Below are 17,490 nucleotides of genomic sequence, written 5' to 3'. Positions count from 1 at the left end.
ACCCCGGGCACGCCCGACGGCAGCAAATCCCACCCCCTGGAATGTAAGCAAGTTCATATCCTGTCGGGGCGGCGGGCGGATTATAGAAATCACTTTCCACCGTAGACATACCGTGCACACCGGGGTCTTCAAGGGTTTGCGGTGGTATGGAAAACCCCTGCAACCGTTGTGGTTGCAGGGGTTTCACCCTGGTGGGCTCGAAGGGATTCGAACCCTCGACCTTCTGTTCCGGAGACAGACGCTCTATCCGCTGAGCTACGAACCCGCATCCGCCATCGGGCGGACAACGAATATCATGATAAGCCATTTTCCCGAATTTCGCACCTGAGCGCGCCCCGCAGGCCTGGCAGGGTCCGGGTGATGCCTTCCTCGGGCGGACAGGAGGACCTGGTGGAAGGCCCCGCGCAACCGTGCCAACTGCGCCGTTGCATTTGTATCACAATCACGCGGGGCTGCCACGAACACCCCGAATTCTCATTCGGGCCGCCATCTCACTGTATCCTCTCGCGGCCCAGGCCACAACCGGCCTTCACAAGCCCGCGGTGGCCGCCGGCCGTGCGTCCACATAGGGGTACCTGCCCCTGACGGAAGGCCGCTCTTACGTCTAAACTGAACACATGGACGAGGAACGCGACGACTTCGAATTCGAACGCAGATTCTTCTGCAGGACCCTGCCCGAGGGGCTGCTGGACGATGCACCCACCCTGATCGTGCAGAGCTACTACGTGCACGAAGACAACTACGCCTTAAGGGTCCGCCTGCAGGAGGAGAAGAGCCGGGTCGCCATGGATGCCCGCACCGATGCCCTCCACGTCCTCCTGGAGGAGGGAAGGTCCTTCAATGCCGCCTTCATGACGGCCAAGGGCCCTTCCGTGGGCGGCACAAGGTATGAGGCCGAACGCGCCATCGACCCGGGCATAGCCCAGGAACTGGTGCTCAGGGGGGGCTCCAGGATCGTCAAAAACCGTTACGGCGTCTGGCTGGATGAGGACTGGTGGAACATCGACCTGTTCGGCGGGGTCAATGCCCCCCTGGTCGTGGCCGAAGTGGAGCGGACCGGACCGGTGACCAACCTCACCATCCCTGATTTCTGCATCACGGAGATCACGGACGACGCCCGCTTCTCCAACGACGGCCTGGCGCAGAGGCCCTTCAGCGAATGGGCGGAGGCATTCGATGCCGAGCTGGCCGATGGAGGCAGCCACTTCCTGACCAACTTCGGAATCAACAAGAGCCAGGAATAAGCTCAGTACATCATGGTGGCCAGCCTGCGCCTGGCCCGTGCCAGACGCGGGTCGGAGGGCTCGGGTATGGCGAAGTATTCGAGCAGACGCCGGCGGACGGGCTCCATCTGGTCACGATGACCACCCAGGTAATCGAGGAGCCGGTTGAAGGCGTCCTCCACCTTCCCCCCTATCATGTCGACATCGGCCACGGCCAGCTGGGCCTCCACATCATCGGGATCATCCGCTGCGGCCTGCCTGACCTGACGGACATCAGCCGAAGCGGAACGTGCCATGAGGAGGGCCTTGGAATGCTCCCTCCTGGCCAGGTCGTCACCGGGGTCGGCCTCCATCACCTTTGCATAGGCGGCGGCAGCCCCGGCGTAGTCGCCCTCCTGGGCCAGACGGTGGGCCTCCTGGTGGGCGGGGGGAACGCTGTCGGCGGCCGGCTCGGCGGCAGCCTCCTGGCCACCCGTCTCCTGATAGGGGGCTGATCCGGTGATTCCCGCCTGCTGGGCCATCTGGATGACCTGGGGAATCAGCTGGTCTGTGATCTGGGCCAGCTCCTGGTCGCTGGGCACGCCCTCCAGGATGGGCATGGGCCTGCCGGCCAGAAGGGCGAAGAGGGCCGGCGCCCCCTTCACCTGAAGGGCCTGGGCTATCTGCGGGTTGGCGGTCACATCGATGCGGGAAAGCTGTATCTTGCCCTTTTGGGCGTTGACCGCGTCGGCCAGCTTCTGCGCCAGTGAGATGAGACGGTCATCGGTCGGCACCCAGAGCAGGAGGAGTATGGGGAAGGTGGCCGAGGTCTGGACCATGGCCTGGAAACTCGCCTCGGTGGTGTCGATGACGTAGCCACCTGCCGCCGGCGCCCCGCCGGCCTGGCCGGGCTCGGCATCGACCTTGTGCTTGAGGTCCCCCAGATCCACCGCCCCGGCCAGTGAAACACCGGGCTGTGCCTGCCTGTCATCGCGCGCCATGTCCGCTCCTTGCATAGTTCTGGGCCGCCATGCGCCCGACCGGCCAGCCGGCCGACGCACCCGCCTTCGACACATCAACTTCGTCCACTACAAACTTAGTCTCTCCGTCCGCCTTTTCACCTTCGGCTTCCGCCCCGGATCAAGCCGACGGACCGCTCCCCCACAGGGAAGGCCTTCGGACATCCGTTGCCAGGCACACACATGGCCGCAGAGGGGCAGGCAGTCCTGGGAGGCCGGGAGCAGGAGAACCTGCAAGGCTGCGGATGACCTCAGACTGGTCAGATGGCCTCGACCTTGACCGGCTGCCACTCGGCCCCCACGGCCCTGATCTTCTCCGCCGAGGACGAGCCGGGTATATAGAGGGCCACGACGATGACATATGACACCCGCATCGTGCTGGTGGCATGCCCGTCGCCGAAGAGGGCCTTTTCCGAGTCCGAGGCGGGCAGGGACTGGCGGCCTTCACCGGCCTGTCTGGTCCATACCGCGTTGATCTGGGCCACCGCCAGGTCGCCCCCGTCGGAAGAGCGCATGACCCTGATCTGTCCGTCGGCCGGGGTGAAGGTCTGGCTCTGCGAACCGTGATTGGCCTCCATGCCCCGGCGGACCGTGTCCGTCAGGGAGGCCATGGACTTGCGGAAGTCGTCGGGGGCGAAATCGTCCGCGAATTTGCTGGATTCCGGGTTCTGCAGGAGGTCGGCATAGTGGTTGACCGCCTCGGCCGGGGTCACCTTCAGACCCTTGTCATCCGGCCGCCCCATCTGCGCCGCTATGGTTTCCACGGGGAACTTGGGCAGCTCCGCCTTCTGGAAGAGACGGGCCACCCCCCAGAGCTTGTAGTTCTCCCGGGCCGAGTCCTGGGTCAGGACCAGGAGGCGGTTGGACTGAAGGTCCTCCGTGGTGGTGGTGACCGCGAAGACCGAGCGCGGCCAACCCGACTCCCCGGGTATGACGGTCTGGGCGATCTTGTCGGGGATGGTCGTTTTGGGATTGAGCTGACCGGTCACCTTTGCGATGGCCAATTCGCTGGAACGGATCTGCAGTTGGGGGCCGGTCACCCTTTCCTCCAGACCGGACGGGTCCTTGGACCCGTTGGCCTTGTCGAGGACCTGACCGATTTTGGCGCGAACCGCCTCCTCCTGCTTGGGGGTCAGATCCGGCTGCTGGACCGGGGGCACCGACGACCTGGCCACCTTGGGCACCTGTCCCTCGCAGGCCGACATCCCCATCAGGGCGGCCGCCGACAGGCAGCAGGCCAGAAGCTTCTTGGCAAGGCCCCTCATCGAAGGTCCCCCTTCCCCTCGGGACGGATGTCGTCATCCTTGTCCGGGCCGTCCTCCTGGGCTCCTGGGTCCGGGGCAGGGTCCGCGCCACCGGACCCCTCATCGCCCTCGGGCGCGTCCTCATCGAGGAAACGCGCCAGGTACGAGTCCATCTCGGATTTGCTGATTTCCACGGTCATGTTCTCCTGGTCGTCCTCAGGGTCTTCCCCGCCAGAAACTTCCTCCCCGGGCAGGGATTGCGTCGGGGCCTTGGCACGGTCCTGGCCGGCCTCCTGGTCGGCCACAAGATTCCGCGAGCCGATGTCCACGATCGACGGGCCCTCCCCGGAAGCATCGGCGGTCTGTCCGGGCCGGACGGCCGTCTCGTCATCGTGCCCTTCACCGGACTGGAGGGCGTGGCGTTGACGGCGGGACCTCCTGAACCCGCGACGGACCTTGATATTGGGGGTCAGGAGGGTACCCAGGGCCTGGGCGACCGTGACCTCCTCCTTTTCAGCCCCGGCCGGCCTGTCGATCACACGTTTGCGGCGCTTGGCCGGATCTATGGCGAAGACGGAGGCGGAGAGGACGGCCAGGACGGCCAGGAGCCCACCGGCGAAATAGAAGGGGGCGGAGAAGTCGGGGAGCTTGTTGCGCCGCCAATGCATCTCCATCCTGAGGTCGGCGGCCTCCACGGCATCGTCCTTGGAATCCTGGTCGGCCTGGCCCGTACTGTCCTCCTGCGCGGGCTGGGCCTGGACCACAAGGACATCGTCCGTCTGCCTGCCTTCCAGGGAGATGGTCGCCTTATCCTGCCCGCAGGTCACCTTCTGCCACATGTCCGAGTCGGCGAAGGGGACCCCCCGGACCGACCCGGCGGAGCCCGCCGCCTTCTGCCGGGATATGTCCAAGGTGTGCCAATCGGCCAGGCCCTTGATTCTCGCCACCTGACGGCCAGCCAGCCAGCCGGCCGCATCCTTGCTCGTCGCCAGGGCCATGCAGACGGTGGCTTCCTTGACCTTGTCGCTCGGAGCCAGCGTGGCCTTCACATTCACCTGGTCGTCCACCAGTGCGAGGACACCGGGATCGCTGACCACATAACCCGTGCCCGTGCCGCCTGTGGCGGTGACCGAAGCGGAGGGTTTCCAGACCGTGGCGTTCATGGCCCCAAGGACGACGGCGGCGACGGCGAGCAACCCGAAAATGGGCGTCACGATGCCGCGCATGATTGCGCTGTGCCGGGACGGTTTGCGATACCTGGCCCTGTCTTCGTTTCCATCTTCCAGAGTGCTCATAACAGGGAACATTCTACCGTGGCAGCCTTGATATGCGGGCTTTGCGCGGAAAATCGGGTTGGCCCCGTAATGTTGACCGTATGTATATGCAACATGAGGGCCGTCTGGCGGCCAAAATCATGGGAATCTTCTGCTCGGTCGCACTCAGCGCCACACTCGCCTCATGCTCCGGATCGAAGCCTTCGGATTCGGCCTCATCCGCCGGCGACACCATGACGGGGATATCTGCTGAAGGCAAACCAGGGCAGAAACCCAAGGTCACCTTCAAGACCCCGCTCGACTTCAAGGACAAGGCACACGAGGTGATCCAGAAGGGCGACGGGGAGGTGGTCCAGGACGGCGACCGCCTCTGCGTGCAGGACCTGGCCCTGGACAGCAAGGACGGCAAGGAGATCTACTCCACCTGGGAGGGGGGACATGCCGACTGCGCCATCCTGGTGGACAAGGAAGAGATTCCCGCCTACTACGACGTGTTCAAGGGGCAGAGACTCAACTCCACGATAGCCATCGGCATCAAGGACGAGACTTCCGGGAAGACCGGCAACTCAAACTCCCAGGTGCCCTCCTCCTACATCATGGCCATCACCCTGGTCTCCAAGTCCAAGGAGCTCACCCGGGCCAAGGGGGACAAGGTGTCTGACGTCCCCTCCGACCTGCCCAAGGTCACCCTGGACGACAAGGGCAAGCCCTCTCTCGACCTCAACGGCTATCACCCGGGCAACAAGCTGGTGGTCCAGACCCTAATCAAGGGTAAGGGGGCCAAGGTCGAGAGCAGCCAGACCGTCAGGGCCCATTACACAGGCTGGCTGGCCAGCAACGGCAAACAGTTCGACTCCTCCTGGGACCGGGGCAAGCCCACCCCCTTCGGCCTCAATCAGGTGATCAAGGGATGGACCCAGGGGTTGACCGGGCAGACCGTGGGATCCCAGGTGCTCCTGGTCATCCCGCCGAACCTGGGCTACGGATCCCAGTCCAACGACAAGATTCCGGCCAATTCGACCCTGATCTTCGTGATCGACATCATCGCAGCCTACTGATGCAGGGTCGGTGACAGACTGCCGTCAGCCCTGTCCGCCCTCGATGACGATGTCGTCGGGGTTGGCGGCATCCCCGTAGACGGGACGGAGGGTTTCCTCGTAATCCTTGTGGAAGAAGCCCTCCTTGCCCAGTTTGTCGACCTCCTGGTTGATGTAGTCGAGGAGGGGCTTGTTCCCCCTGCGCACGGCGGGGGCGATTGTGGCCTCGTCCCCCAGCTTGGTGATTCCCACCGTGAATCCCTTGTTGGCCTTGGCCCAGGCCAGGACCTCGGTGTTGTCGGTGCTCATGGCGTCCCCCCTGTGGTCGGACAGGGCGCTGTAGGCATCGGCATACTGGTCGTACTTGAGCAGTTTGACCTCCGGGTGCTCCTTTTCGAAGAAGGGCTCGGCCGTGGTCCCCTTCGCGATGATCAGGGTCTTCCCCTTGAGCTGCGAGACATCGGTGATGGGGGCGCTCTCAGGGGATACCACCCCCAGGAACACCTTCATGTAGGGCTTGGCGAAGTCCACCTTGGCGGCCCTTTCCTCCGTCACGGTGAAGTTGGCCATGGTGACGTCCACCTTGTTGCTGGCCAGCACATCCACGCGGGCGGCCGGGTCGACGGGTGTGAACTCCGCCTTGACGCCCAGGTCCTTGGCGAGGCGATTGGCGAAGTAAACGTCATAGCCCTGATAGGTCCCATCCTTGTCCACATACCCGAAGGGGGCCTTGTCGGAGAAGACGGCCACCCTGAGCCTGCCGGACCGCTTGATTTCGTCCATGCTCCGCACGTCCCCGGTCGACCCGGAACCGGTGGAGGGCGCGGACCCCGCCTTCTGGTCGCTGGGGAGTGAGGCGGAGGGGCCGCAGGCCGCCACCGCCGTCACCAGGAGGGCCGAAACCAGGGCCAGCGCGGCCCGGCTCAGGCGTCTGAACCAGCCTGCATTGTTCGCTCGTGTCATGACGATCCTCTTTCTCTTCTTTTCCATTTCCTGGGTTCTTGCTGTTCCTGCGGTTCTTGCGGTTCTTGCGGTTCCTGCGATGGGCTGAAGCCCTGGAGGAGGCGCGGCCGGCTGGATCGGTCAATCCTCCCCGGCCCCCTCCCGCCTCCTGCGCTCATATGTGAAGGAGGAGAGGAAGCGTTGGGCCCTTTCCGTGCGGGGATGGTCGAAGAAGGCCTTGGGATCGTCCGATTCCTCCACCAGTCCCCCCTCGTCCAGGAGGACGATGTGGTCGGCGATGGCCCTGGCAAAGGTCATCTCATGGGTGACGATCATCATGGTCAGCCCCTGGTCGGCCAGTTCCAGCATGACCTGGAGGACCTCACGGACCATCTCCGGGTCCAGGGCCGCAGTCACCTCGTCGAAGAGCATGATCTCGGGGTGGAGGATCAAGGCCCGGCATATGGCCACCCGCTGGCGCTGGCCGCCGGACAGCCGGTCCGGCCAATCATCCGCATGGTCCCCGAGACCCACCCTGTCAAGCAGGTCAAGAGCCTCCTGCCTGACCTCCCGGCTCTCCCTCTTCTGGACCAGGACCGGGGCCATGGTGATGTTGCCCAGGACTGTCCTGTTGGGGAAGAGATCGTAGCTTTGGAAGACCATGCCCACCCGGGTCCTCATGTCCCGGCTGCGGCCTGGCGGGCCTGCCAGGCCGGGCGAGCGCACCCTGCGAGCCGCCTGGGGGCTGCCCTCCTCGATGACCTGTCCATCCAGAAGGATCCTGCCCCCCTGGATGGGTTCCAGGCCGGCTATGGTCCGCAGGAGGGTGGATTTGCCCGAGCCTGAGGGCCCCAGGACCACGAAGACCTTCCCCGCAGGCACCATGAAGGAGACATCGTCCAGGACGGCCCGGTCGGTCTGGGGGTAACGCTTGACCAGGTGTTCCACCTGCAGGACAGGCCGGTCTGCGGCCGCCTCCGATGCGGACCCTCCAGCCGCATCCGCCCCGGACCAGCTTCCCTCCGTTTCGGGCTTCCGCCCTCCCGGCACCTTCATCCCGTATTCAGACACTGTCCTCGTCCCGTCCTCGTCAGTCATGAGCCCACCTCTTTTCCATATGCCGCGCCACCAGTGACAGGGGCCAGCAGATGAAGAAATACATGAAGAAAATCACCCCGTAGATCCACAGCGTCGCCTGGGGGTAAGCGAACCGGTTGGCATCGATTATCTGCTGGCCCACCTTGATCACCTCCACCACCCCCAGGAGGGCGGCCAGGGAGGTCGTCTTGACCACGCGGGTGGCCAGGTTGACGCTGGCCGGCAACATCCGTCTCAGGGCCTGGGGGAGGATGACCCGGGTGAAGGTCTGCCAGTGGTCCAGCCCCAGCATGTAGGCGGACTCATACTGGGAGCGTGGTATGGACTGGAGGGCGCCCCTGACCAGGTCGCCCAGTTCGGCCCCTCCCCACAGGACGAAGACCAGGACGCAGGCCCCGGTTGCATCCAGGTTCCAGTTCCACCGGGCGAACCCATAGAAGGCGATGAAGAGGAGGGCCAGCTGGGGCATGATCCTGATGAAGTCCAGATAGACCCTCATGAGGAAGCGGACGGCTCCACTGCGGGCGGTCATCAGCCAGCCGACCAGGAGACCGACCGGGACCGAGAGGGCCACGGACACCCCGGCTATCCAGACAGTGACCCAGAGACCTTGGAAGAGGCGGGGGAAGACCCCCGGCTGGAGGAGTATGTCAGCGCCTTGCATAGTCGAACCTCCTCTCGAGCAGCGTTCCGAGAACCGATATGGGCAGGAGGATCACCAGGTAGGTCACGATGAGGAGGGTGAGGGACTCATAGGTGTCATAGGTATAGCCCATGAGGTCCTTGGTCACATACATCACGTCGGCCAGGGCGATGGCAGAGACCACCGAGGACTCCTTGACCAGGAAGATGACATTGGCCACCAGGCCGGGGATGGCACTGCCCAAGGCCTGGGGGATGATCACATGGGTCAGCGTCTGCCCCCGGGACAGGCCCAGCATCCGCGCGGACTCGGTCTGGAGCCTGGGGACGGCATCGAACCCACCCCTCATGGCCTCGGCCATATAGGATCCACCCAGGAAGGCCAGACCTATGATGGCGCAAGCCTCCGGACTCCATCTGAGACCCAGCTTGGGCAGGCCGAAATAGAGGAAATAAAGCTGGACCAGGAGGGGCGTGTTGCGTGACAGTTCCACGTAGACCCTGGCCAGCTGCCTGAGAACAGGCAGGCGGGAGATGTCGACGGCGGCGCAGACCAGGCCGACCGCAACCGCCAGGACCACGCCGAAGAAGGATATGAACACCGTCATGTAGGCAGCGTTCACGAAGTAATGGGCGTTACCTGCGATGAAAGACCAGTCCATGACCCTCCCCTCCCCCGTCTGGATGAACTCCCGCCGTCATCCTCTGCCGCCCGTCATCACCCCGGATCGCGGGCGACGCCCGATAGGACCCGGTGGAAACAGACAACCGGTGAAAATCCCCTGCCATGTGTGACATCCCCATCCCCGCATCCTGAAGACTGCCGGGGCTTCCGGCTGAGTCTACCTGCCGACGGGCCCCGCTGCCAGCAATGAACCCGGAAGATACAAAAAACCCGGCCGCAGGATGCGAACCGGGTCCCTACTGTGAACGATCGTACAGAATCAGGCGTAAACCTTGGCGGCCTCCGCCACCTTTCTGATCAGATCGGGTCGATACCCACTCCACGTCTCCTCATCGGTGACCACAATCGGGGTCTGGCGGAAGCCCTTGGCTATGAACTCGTCGACCAGCTCGCGGTTGTCGGTCAGATCCACCAGGTCGAAGTCCACCCCCTGCTTGGCGAACTGGCGCTTGGTGGCATCACACTGCGGACAGTGCTGCTTGGTGTACACAGTAACCGACATGATCGCCGCTCCTAGGCTCCTGGTGCGTTTGCAGTCTCCATCGCACCCACGTTTTGGATTCCGGTCCTTGGGCGGATGTCCCTACCCGCCTCCATGACCTTCTTGCTGTACTCTACCTGGAGGCCCCATCCGGGGCAATACCCAACCCATAGTGGCGTGTCACCCGTTGAAACCCTACATATAGTGCCAATGCCGCCTCCCTCCGGCCAGGGAAACCCGTCGCGGAAGAAATGAGTGATGGGTCACATTGGGGCACCGGTGAGGTGTGGAGATCGGGGTCGGGGGACGTAAGAGGGCCTGCACGGGTCAGGGGCCGTCGGACGGCCGGAAGGAGGACGCCCGGCCGAGGGGGAAGACCTAAGGGGGCCGAAAGGGGCCAGAAGGGGCCTAAAGGCGCCTAAAGGGGGCCGAAAGACGCTCAGAAGAGGGTGAGCGCGTCGCTGTCAGTCCCCTTCATATCCTCATAGTCCAGGATCAGGCACTCGAAACCGCGGTCCTCGGCCAGCACCCGGGCCTGGGGGGTGATGGTCTGGGCGGCGAAAATCCCCCGAACCGGAGCCAGGAGGGGGTCCCGGTTGAGGAGCTTGCAGTACCGCGTCAGTTGCTCCACCCCATCGATGCCGCCGTGTCGCTTGATTTCGATGGCCACATGCCTCCCCTGACCGTCCAGGGCCATGATGTCTACAGGGCCGGTCGGGGTGGGATACTCCCGTCTGACCAGGGTGGCCCCCTCCCCTATGCGACCGATCTGTTCGGCCAGATAGCGCTGGAGATGGTCCTCGACCCCGTCCTTGACCAGACCTGGGTCCTGCCCCAGGTCGAAGGACTGGTCGGAGTAGACCTTGTAAATGGTTATGGTCAGGACGTCGCTGGACTTGGCGGCGCTGACCCTGAGCACCTTCTCCACCCGCCTGCCGGATGCGACGGTCTCGTCCGCCTGCCCGGCCTGGTCCTCCTGCTCCAGCACAACCAGCTGGTCAGGGGCCAGGGACCCGGCCTGGTCGTCACTGCCGACCTGGTCAAAACCCTCGGCCCGGTCGTCGCCACACGCCTGAGCGGTCCGGCCCTCCAGGCCGACCTGGTCCCCCTGCCCGTCATGTGGGGGAAGGGCGGATTCAGGGTCGATCTCCCGGACCGTGCAGGGGGCGCTCATCCAGTTGAGCGGCTTATAGGATCCCAATTCTGAAAAAATCAGGCAGCTCCCGTCGGCCTTGACCATGAGGACCCGCTTGGCCGGCCCCAGGGAGGCGTTGAGACGGCCCGAGTACTCGGCCGAACAGTCGGCAACAATGATTCGCACGCCAGCCAATATAGCATTCGTCCCTGCTTCGGCCCACAACCCGGCAAGGTGGCGGAGCCGCAGGGGCAAGGCCCCTGCGATACCAGGACGGTGAGGTCGGCGGCAGAAAGCAGACGGAGCCGCAGGAACAAGGCCACTGCCGACCTGACATGCAAAATCCGGGGCACCCTTGCGGGTGTCCCGGATCGCTGCATACGGCCCTCAGGCGGGAGGGGGACCGGCCGTCCAGGGTCGGGCTCCGTCCACCTTGGGCTCAGTCGCCGTCCGTATCCTCGTCCGACCGTTTGTCGTCGGCCAGCTTGTGGTCCACGGCGACGGTCAGTCTGTTGGAATCGAAGGAGGCGAATCCGCTGTCCACATTGAAGGTCCGCTGCGAGCCGTCCTGCGTGACCACGGTGATCCTCCCCTTCTGCAGGAGGGTGAGGAGGGGCTCGTGGTCGGGCATGATGCCCATGGAACCCGCCGTGGCGGGCACCATGGCCGACCTGGCCTGACCTGTCCAGACAGGACGGTCGGCCGCCACGATGTTCACCTGCATCAGCGTCTTGTCGGAAGCGGCCATCATGCGTTGTATTCCTTCTGCATGTTGTGCCACTTCTCCTCAAGGTCGTCGATGCCGCCGATTCCCGAGAAGGCCTGCTCGGGCACGTCGTCATAGGCGCCGTCGCAGATCCGGGTGAAGGCCTCGATCGTCTCGTCCGCAGGCACATAGGACCCCTTGCGACCGGTGAACTTCTCCGCCACATAGAAGTTCTGGCCCAGGAACTGCTCGATCTTGCGGGCACGGTTGACGGTGGTCTTGTCCTCCTCGCCCAGTTCGTCGATGCCGATCAGGGCGATGATGTCCTGGAGCTCCTTGTTCCTCTGCAGGATGGCCTTGACGCGGTTGGCGCAGTCGTAATGGGCTTGCCCCACGTAACGGGGATCCAGGATCCTCGAGGTCGAGGCCAGGGGGTCCACGGCCGGGTAGATGCCCTTGGAGGCGATGTCACGGCTGAGTTCGGTCGTGGCGTCCAGGTGGGCGAAGGTGGTGGCCGGGGCCGGGTCGGTGTAGTCGTCGGCGGGCACGTAGATGGCCTGGAGGGAGGTGATCGAGTGGCCGCGGGTGGAGGTGATGCGCTCCTGGAGGGCACCCATCTCATCGGCCAGGTTGGGCTGGTAGCCCACGGCCGACGGCATGCGGCCCAGCAGGGTCGAAACCTCGGAACCCGCCTGGGTGAACCTGAAGATGTTGTCGATGAAGAGCAACACGTCCTGGTTCTCCACGTCGCGGAAGTACTCCGACATGGTCAACGCGGTCAGGGGGACGCGCAGACGGGTCCCCGGGGGCTCGTCCATCTGGCCGAAGACCAGGGCGGTCTTCTCCAGCACACCGGCATCATCCATCTCGCCGATCAGATCGTTGCCCTCACGGGTGCGTTCGCCCACACCGGCGAAGACGGAGACGCCCCCGTGGTTCTGGGCCACGCGCTGGATCATCTCCTGGATCAGCACCGTCTTGCCCACGCCTGCGCCTCCGAAGAGGCCGATCTTACCGCCCTGCACATAGGGGGTCAGAAGGTCGATGACCTTGATGCCCGTCTCGAACATCTGGGTCTTGGACTCCAGCTCGTCGAAGGCCGGGGGGTTGCGGTGGATTGGCCAACGCTCTTTGACCTCGATCTTCTCGCCGGGCTTCTTGTTCAGGATGTTCCCGGCGACGTCGAAGACGTGGCCCTTGGTCACATCACCGACCGGGACCTCGATGGGACCGCCCGTGTTGGTCACCCGGGCCCCGCGGACCAGACCGTCCGTGGGCTTGAGGGCGACCGTGCGCACCGTGTTGTCTCCCAGATGCTGCTCGACCTCAAGCATGATCGTCGTCAGGGATTCGCCCTCGGTGTTGGCGGACTTGCTCAGATCGACGGTCAGTGCGTCGTAGATGTCAGGCAGGTGCCCTGCCGGAAACTCCACGTCGATGACAGATCCCTGGACGCGGGTGACACGACCCTGTGAGGCCGTATCCTGCTTGTGGTCCGCTGTGGTCTGCTTTTCTTCCTGTGCAACCATTGGCGTTCCTACTCTTCCTCTTTGTTCAGCGCATCGGCGCTGCCGACGATTTCTGTAAGTTCCTGGGTGATGGCGGCCTGGCGGGTGGCGTTCAGCTTCCTGGTCAGGTCGTCTATCAGGCTCCGCGCGTTATCGGTGGCCGTATGCATGGCGTTCTGTCTGCTTGCCGTCTCCGAGGCGGCGGACGTCAGCAGGCACTCGTGGATGCGGGACTGGATGTACTTCGGCAGGACCACATCCAGGACCTCCTGCACACTGGGCTCAAAATCATACAGGGCGACGTAGTCGTCCCTGCCCGAGGAGGGGGAGGGGGCATCCACGGCCGTGTCTGCCGTCTCCTCCTGCGACAGGTCGCTGTCCACGCGGACCAGTTCCAGGGGGAGCATGCGCAGGACGCGGACCTTCTGCACCACCATGTTGATGAACTCGGTGAACACGATGTAGAGCTCACTCACCCCGCCCTTCTCGGCCGGGGTCATGTATGCATCCATCAGGGTGTCCGAAATCTCCTGGGCTATGCCCACGCCGGGCTTGTCGCTGTCGCCCTCCCAGGTGGCGGCCACTGCCCGGTTGCGGTACCTGTAGTAGGAGGCGCCACGCCTCCCGTACACATAAAGCTGGGGTTCGCGCCCCTGCCGGTCCAGCCGGTCCAGGAGGTTCTCCGTCTCACGGATGACCGATGAGGTGTAGGCCCCGGCCATGCCACGGTCGGATGTCAAGGCGAGAACGGCGACCCGAGGGTTCTTCTCGTTCTTCCCGACGATCGGATGACGGATGTCATCAGCGTGGGCCACCAGGGCCTGCACCGCGTCAAAAATCGCATCGGAGTAAGGCTTCGCGTCCATCGCCACGGCACGTGCCTTGGCGATGTGCGACGAAGCTATCATCTCCTGGGCGTTGAAGATCTTCTCCAGGGAGGAGGTGGAAGCGATCCTTGACTTGAATGCAAGTTGTGAGGCCATGGTCTACCGCTTCCCCGCCTTGCCGTCGGACCCCTTGGACTGGGCATCTGCCTTGCCGGACTTGGGGGCCTTGTTGGCCACCAGCTTCTCCTGCTCGACAGGTGCCGGCGAATCCTCCTCGGGGGCCTTCTTGCCGTCAAGCGTGGTGCCCTTCTTGGTCACGTAGGTCTTGGCGAACTCGTCCACGGCCTTGTCCAGGGCCTTCTCCGTGTCATCGGTGAAGTCCTCGGTATCGCGGATGGTCTTGAGGATGTCCGTGTTGTGGTCCAGGTAGTCAAGCAGACCGGACTCGAAGGGCAGGACATCCTCGAGATCGAGGTCGTCCAGCTTGCCGTGCGTGCCGATCCAGACCGAGACAACCTGCTTCTCCATGGAGTAAGGGGTGAACTGGGGCTGCTTGAGCAGCTCCGTCAGCCTGGCGCCTCGGGTCAGCTGGGCCTTGGAGGCCGCATCCAGATCGGAGGCGAACATGGCGAAGGACTGCAGGGAACGGTACTGGGCCAGGGAGATCTTCAGGGTGGAGGAGACCTTCTTCAACGCCTTGGTCTGTGCGGCTCCGCCCACGCGGGACACCGAGATGCCCACGTCCACCGCAGGACGCTGGTTGGAGTTGAACAGGTCGGACTGGAGGAAGATCTGGCCGTCGGTGATGGAGATCACGTTGGTCGGGATGTACGCCGAGACGTCGTTCGCCTTGGTCTCGATGATGGGCAGGCCGGTCATGGAACCGCCGCCGAGGTCATCGGACAGCTTCGCGCAGCGCTCCAGCAGACGCGAATGCAGGTAGAAGACGTCACCGGGGTAGGCTTCACGCCCCGGCGGCCTGCGCAGGAGGAGGGAGATCGAACGGTAGGCTTCGGCCTGCTTGCTCAGGTCATCGAAGATGATGAGCACGTGCTTGCCGTTGTACATCCAGTGCTGGCCGATGGCCGAACCCGTGTAGGGGGCGATGTACTTGAAGCCTGCGGAGTCTGAGGCCGGGGAGGCCACGATGGTGGTGTACTCCATGGCTCCGGCCTCTTCCAGCGAGGAACGCACCGAGGCAATCGTAGTCCCCTTCTGGCCTATGGCCACGTAGATGCAGCGCACCTGCTTCTTGGGGTCCCCGGTCTCCCAGTTCCTCTTCTGGTTGATGATGGTGTCGATCGCGATGGCCGTCTTGCCGGTCTGGCGGTCGCCGATGATCAGCTGGCGCTGGCCGCGCCCGATGGGGGTCATGGCGTCGATGGCCTTGATGCCGGTGGACAGGGGCTCGTCTACCGGGTGCCTGTGCATCACATCGGGGGCCTGGGCCTCAAGGATCCTCCGGCCCTCCGTCTTGATCTCCCCCAGGCCGTCGATCGGCGCGCCCAGAGGGTTGACCGTCCTGCCCAGGTAGCCGTCGCCCACGGGGACGGAGAGGACCTCTCCGGTTCTGCGGACCTCCTGGCCCTCCTCGACACCTGCGAAATCACCGAGGATGACCACGCCGATCTCGCGGGGGTCCAGGTTGAACGCCAGCCCGAGCGTGCCGTCCTCAAAGGTCAGCAGCTCGTTGGCCATGCAACCGGGCAGACCCTCCACGTGCGCAATGCCGTCGCCTGCCGTCCGGACATAACCGACCTCCTGGGTCGGGGTGTCCGAGGGCTTGTAGGTCTCGACGAAATCGTCGAGCGCCTTGCGCACCACGGCGGGATCAATGGTCAGTTGTGCCATGATCACTCCTTATTCTCATACTTGTTCAAGTCCTTCAAATCTCGCTGTACCGTCCCGGCCTTCAACCGACCATCGACATGTAGCGCTTCAGCTTCTGCAGCTGGGCCACCACCGTCGTGTCCTTGACCAGGGACCCGTACTGGATCTTCATGCCCCCCATGACGGATGGGTCGACCACGGAGTTGATGTGGACCGGCTTTCCGAGCTGCCTGCCGTAGAGCCGGACCAGTTGATCGCCCTGCTCGTCGCTCAGGGGGACGGCCGTGGTGACTGTGACCATCACCTGGTTCATATGCTCCGAGAAGCGGTTGATCAGCCACATGAGCGTGGAAAGGAAGCGCCTGCCGCGCAGATCGGCCGTGGCGTTGACCGCCAGCTGCTTGGTCACGGGGTGCAGCCTGTCGAAGGGTATCAGGGCCAGAAGGAGGTCCACACGGGCCTTGGGGCTGCTGTACTCGTCGGACAGTCTGAACAGGACCAGGGGCAGGTCGATCAGGGCCGAATGGATTTCGGCCAGCTCGCTCGACACCCGCAGTGTGGAGCCCTGTGAATCCGTGTAGTATGCCGCGGCATCGACCGACAGGTCCTCCACCGCGTTGGCGATGTGGCACACCTTGCTCCAGTCCCGGCCTGCCAGATCCTTGAGGATGTCGACGGTCAGCGGGTCAGCCTGCCCCTCCAGGAGGGCATCGACCAGATGGCCCTTGTCCTGCGCGGAACGGGAGGGTTCGGTCAGAGCCCTTTCCAGTCTGGGATTCTCGTCGAGGAGGGCCACGAAGTCATAGAGCTCCGTGGCCACGCGCAGGGCGCCTTCCTTCTTGGCCTTGAGCCGGGAAGCGAACTTCTCGCGGGTCTCCCTGTCGGAGTTCAGCGAAGTCTCGCCTCGCATGTCACCTCCCCTTCCTTCCTGGGGTCCGGCGACGGCCGTCAGATCCGGCCGTCGGCCTTCCCTTACTTCCCAGCTTGATCATCGTTGGCCGAACCGTCATCGCCCTCACTGTCGGCGATGATCGAGTCGATCATGGATGACTGCACGGCATCGCTCTGCAGCTGCGAACCCAGGATCTTGCCCGCCAGGGCGGTGGCCAGGGTGCCCACCTCGCCCTTCAGACTGACCAGGGCCTGCTGCTGCTGGGACTTGATCGACCGCTGCGCGTTCTCTGTGATCTGGTTGGCTTCGGACTCGGCCCTGGTCCGGGCATCGGACACTATCCTGGAGGCCTCGGCCCTGGCGTCGTCACGGATCTGCGATGCCTCCAGCCTGGCCTTGCCCAGTTGGTCCTCGTAGGACTTCTTGGCCTTGTCCGCATCTTCCTTGGCCTTCTTGGCCTTGTCGATGTTGCCTTGAATCTTCGCCGCTCGCTCGTCGAAAATCGCCTGGAACTTGGGCATGAAGAACTTGTAGAAGAAGACCGCGAGGATGATCAGGATAACCAGGGACCATACGATATCGTAAATCGGGGGTATGAACAGCTGTATTCCGTCTGCAGCCACCGGATTCATCGGCTCCTCCTTTCCCTTTTCAAAATCACGACTTCAGCCTTACTGTCGGCGTCCAATCGGAACGGCCGGCTTTACTTGATGATGAGCAGGGCCACGAAGCCGAGCAGGGCCAGCACCTCGATCAGGGCCAGGCCGATCAGCATGGTGGTACGGAGGTACCCGCGGATTTCGGGCTGCCGGGCCATGCTCTCCACGGTCTTGCCCACGGCGATGCCCAGAGCAAGTGCGGGGCCCAGGGCGGCGATGCCGTATCCCAGAATGCTCAGATTCCCGGAGACCGCAGCAAGGGTGATGATATCCATTTATTTTCCTTTCCTAGACCGTTGCCGGTTGTTG

Annotated in this window: 18 protein-coding genes and 1 tRNA gene; 2 read left to right on the top strand and 17 right to left on the bottom strand. The window is 63.9% G+C overall.

Features of this window, described 5'->3' with window-relative positions; genetic code table 11:
* Positions 1-189: 189 nt before the first annotated feature.
* Positions 190-265, bottom strand: a tRNA-Arg gene (locus V6584_RS01215).
* 352 nt (positions 266-617) lie between these two features.
* Here V6584_RS01215 and V6584_RS01210 point away from each other — a divergent pair.
* Complete coding sequence (locus V6584_RS01210) at positions 618-1,244, top strand: CYTH domain-containing protein (RefSeq protein WP_340468630.1); 627 nt, start codon at positions 618-620, stop codon at positions 1,242-1,244.
* A 2-nt stretch (positions 1,245-1,246) separates the two neighbouring features.
* Here the strand turns inward: V6584_RS01210 and V6584_RS01205 are convergent, their stop codons facing one another.
* The 3 genes from V6584_RS01205 to V6584_RS01195 all read right to left on the bottom strand — a co-directional run bounded on the left by V6584_RS01205 (position 1,247) and on the right by V6584_RS01195 (position 4,760).
* Entirely contained in the window at positions 1,247-2,203 is a 957-nt protein-coding gene (locus V6584_RS01205; RefSeq protein WP_340468629.1) for a tetratricopeptide repeat protein, read from the bottom strand.
* 278 nt (positions 2,204-2,481) lie between these two features.
* Positions 2,482-3,486 (bottom strand): DUF8094 domain-containing protein, encoded by a 1,005-nt coding sequence (locus V6584_RS01200; protein ID WP_340468628.1) that lies wholly within the window; start codon positions 3,484-3,486, stop codon positions 2,482-2,484.
* The gene (locus V6584_RS01195; protein WP_340468627.1) at positions 3,483-4,760 is read right to left on the bottom strand and encodes a hypothetical protein; all 1,278 of its coding nucleotides are present in this window, start codon (positions 4,758-4,760) and stop codon (positions 3,483-3,485) included. The genes V6584_RS01200 and V6584_RS01195 overlap by 4 nt, the downstream gene beginning before the upstream one ends.
* Positions 4,761-4,840: 80 nt before the next feature.
* Between V6584_RS01195 and V6584_RS01190 the strand changes: the two genes are divergently transcribed.
* Positions 4,841-5,797: an FKBP-type peptidyl-prolyl cis-trans isomerase gene (locus V6584_RS01190; RefSeq protein WP_340468626.1), complete on the top strand. Its 957-nt coding sequence runs from the start codon at positions 4,841-4,843 to the stop codon at positions 5,795-5,797.
* 24 nt (positions 5,798-5,821) lie between these two features.
* On the opposite strand, the gene V6584_RS01185 is transcribed toward V6584_RS01190, so the two are convergent.
* From V6584_RS01185 to atpE, 13 genes are all read right to left on the bottom strand, one after another.
* On the bottom strand, positions 5,822-6,739 hold the full coding sequence (locus V6584_RS01185; RefSeq protein ID WP_340468625.1) for a cysteine ABC transporter substrate-binding protein: 918 nt from the start codon (positions 6,737-6,739) through the stop codon (positions 5,822-5,824).
* Between the two features lie 120 nt (positions 6,740-6,859).
* Positions 6,860-7,816, bottom strand: a complete 957-nt coding sequence (locus tag V6584_RS01180) for an amino acid ABC transporter ATP-binding protein (protein ID WP_340468624.1) — start codon at positions 7,814-7,816, stop codon at positions 6,860-6,862.
* Complete coding sequence (locus V6584_RS01175; RefSeq protein WP_340468623.1) at positions 7,809-8,480, bottom strand: amino acid ABC transporter permease; 672 nt, start codon at positions 8,478-8,480, stop codon at positions 7,809-7,811. Before V6584_RS01175 ends, V6584_RS01180 begins: the two co-directional genes overlap by 8 nt.
* Positions 8,467-9,120, bottom strand: a complete 654-nt coding sequence (locus tag V6584_RS01170; RefSeq protein WP_340468622.1) for an amino acid ABC transporter permease — start codon at positions 9,118-9,120, stop codon at positions 8,467-8,469. Before V6584_RS01170 ends, V6584_RS01175 begins: the two co-directional genes overlap by 14 nt.
* Positions 9,121-9,402: 282 nt before the next feature.
* Positions 9,403-9,645: a glutaredoxin domain-containing protein gene (locus V6584_RS01165; protein WP_340468621.1), complete on the bottom strand. Its 243-nt coding sequence runs from the start codon at positions 9,643-9,645 to the stop codon at positions 9,403-9,405.
* A gap of 418 nt (positions 9,646-10,063) precedes the next feature.
* On the bottom strand, positions 10,064-10,945 hold the full coding sequence (nucS, locus tag V6584_RS01160; protein ID WP_340468620.1) for an endonuclease NucS: 882 nt from the start codon (positions 10,943-10,945) through the stop codon (positions 10,064-10,066).
* 253 nt (positions 10,946-11,198) lie between these two features.
* Positions 11,199-11,507: a F0F1 ATP synthase subunit epsilon gene (locus V6584_RS01155; RefSeq protein ID WP_340469685.1), complete on the bottom strand. Its 309-nt coding sequence runs from the start codon at positions 11,505-11,507 to the stop codon at positions 11,199-11,201.
* On the bottom strand, positions 11,507-12,994 hold the full coding sequence (gene atpD / locus V6584_RS01150) for a F0F1 ATP synthase subunit beta (RefSeq protein ID WP_340468619.1): 1,488 nt from the start codon (positions 12,992-12,994) through the stop codon (positions 11,507-11,509). Before atpD ends, V6584_RS01155 begins: the two co-directional genes overlap by 1 nt.
* 8 nt (positions 12,995-13,002) lie before the next feature.
* The gene (locus V6584_RS01145; RefSeq protein ID WP_340468618.1) at positions 13,003-13,956 is read right to left on the bottom strand and encodes a F0F1 ATP synthase subunit gamma; all 954 of its coding nucleotides are present in this window, start codon (positions 13,954-13,956) and stop codon (positions 13,003-13,005) included.
* Positions 13,957-13,959: 3 nt separating this feature from the next.
* Positions 13,960-15,651: a F0F1 ATP synthase subunit alpha gene (gene atpA, locus V6584_RS01140; protein ID WP_340468617.1), complete on the bottom strand. Its 1,692-nt coding sequence runs from the start codon at positions 15,649-15,651 to the stop codon at positions 13,960-13,962.
* A gap of 61 nt (positions 15,652-15,712) precedes the next feature.
* Entirely contained in the window at positions 15,713-16,540 is an 828-nt protein-coding gene (locus V6584_RS01135) for a F0F1 ATP synthase subunit delta (RefSeq protein ID WP_340468616.1), read from the bottom strand.
* A 62-nt stretch (positions 16,541-16,602) separates the two neighbouring features.
* Positions 16,603-17,154, bottom strand: coding sequence for a F0F1 ATP synthase subunit B (locus V6584_RS01130; RefSeq protein WP_340468615.1), 552 nt, complete (start codon positions 17,152-17,154; stop codon positions 16,603-16,605).
* A 71-nt stretch (positions 17,155-17,225) separates the two neighbouring features.
* A complete protein-coding gene (gene atpE / locus V6584_RS01125; RefSeq protein WP_340468614.1) occupies positions 17,226-17,456 on the bottom strand; it encodes an ATP synthase F0 subunit C in 231 nt (76 codons plus the stop codon).
* Between the last annotated feature and the right edge of the window lie 34 nt (positions 17,457-17,490).

The sequence above is a fragment of the Bifidobacterium favimelis genome (assembly GCF_037963085.1).
Classification (GTDB): Bacteria; Actinomycetota; Actinomycetes; order Actinomycetales; family Bifidobacteriaceae; genus Bombiscardovia; species Bombiscardovia favimelis.
The sequence above is the reverse complement of the archived record's forward strand: the minus strand, read 5'-3'. Positions and strand labels throughout refer to the sequence as shown.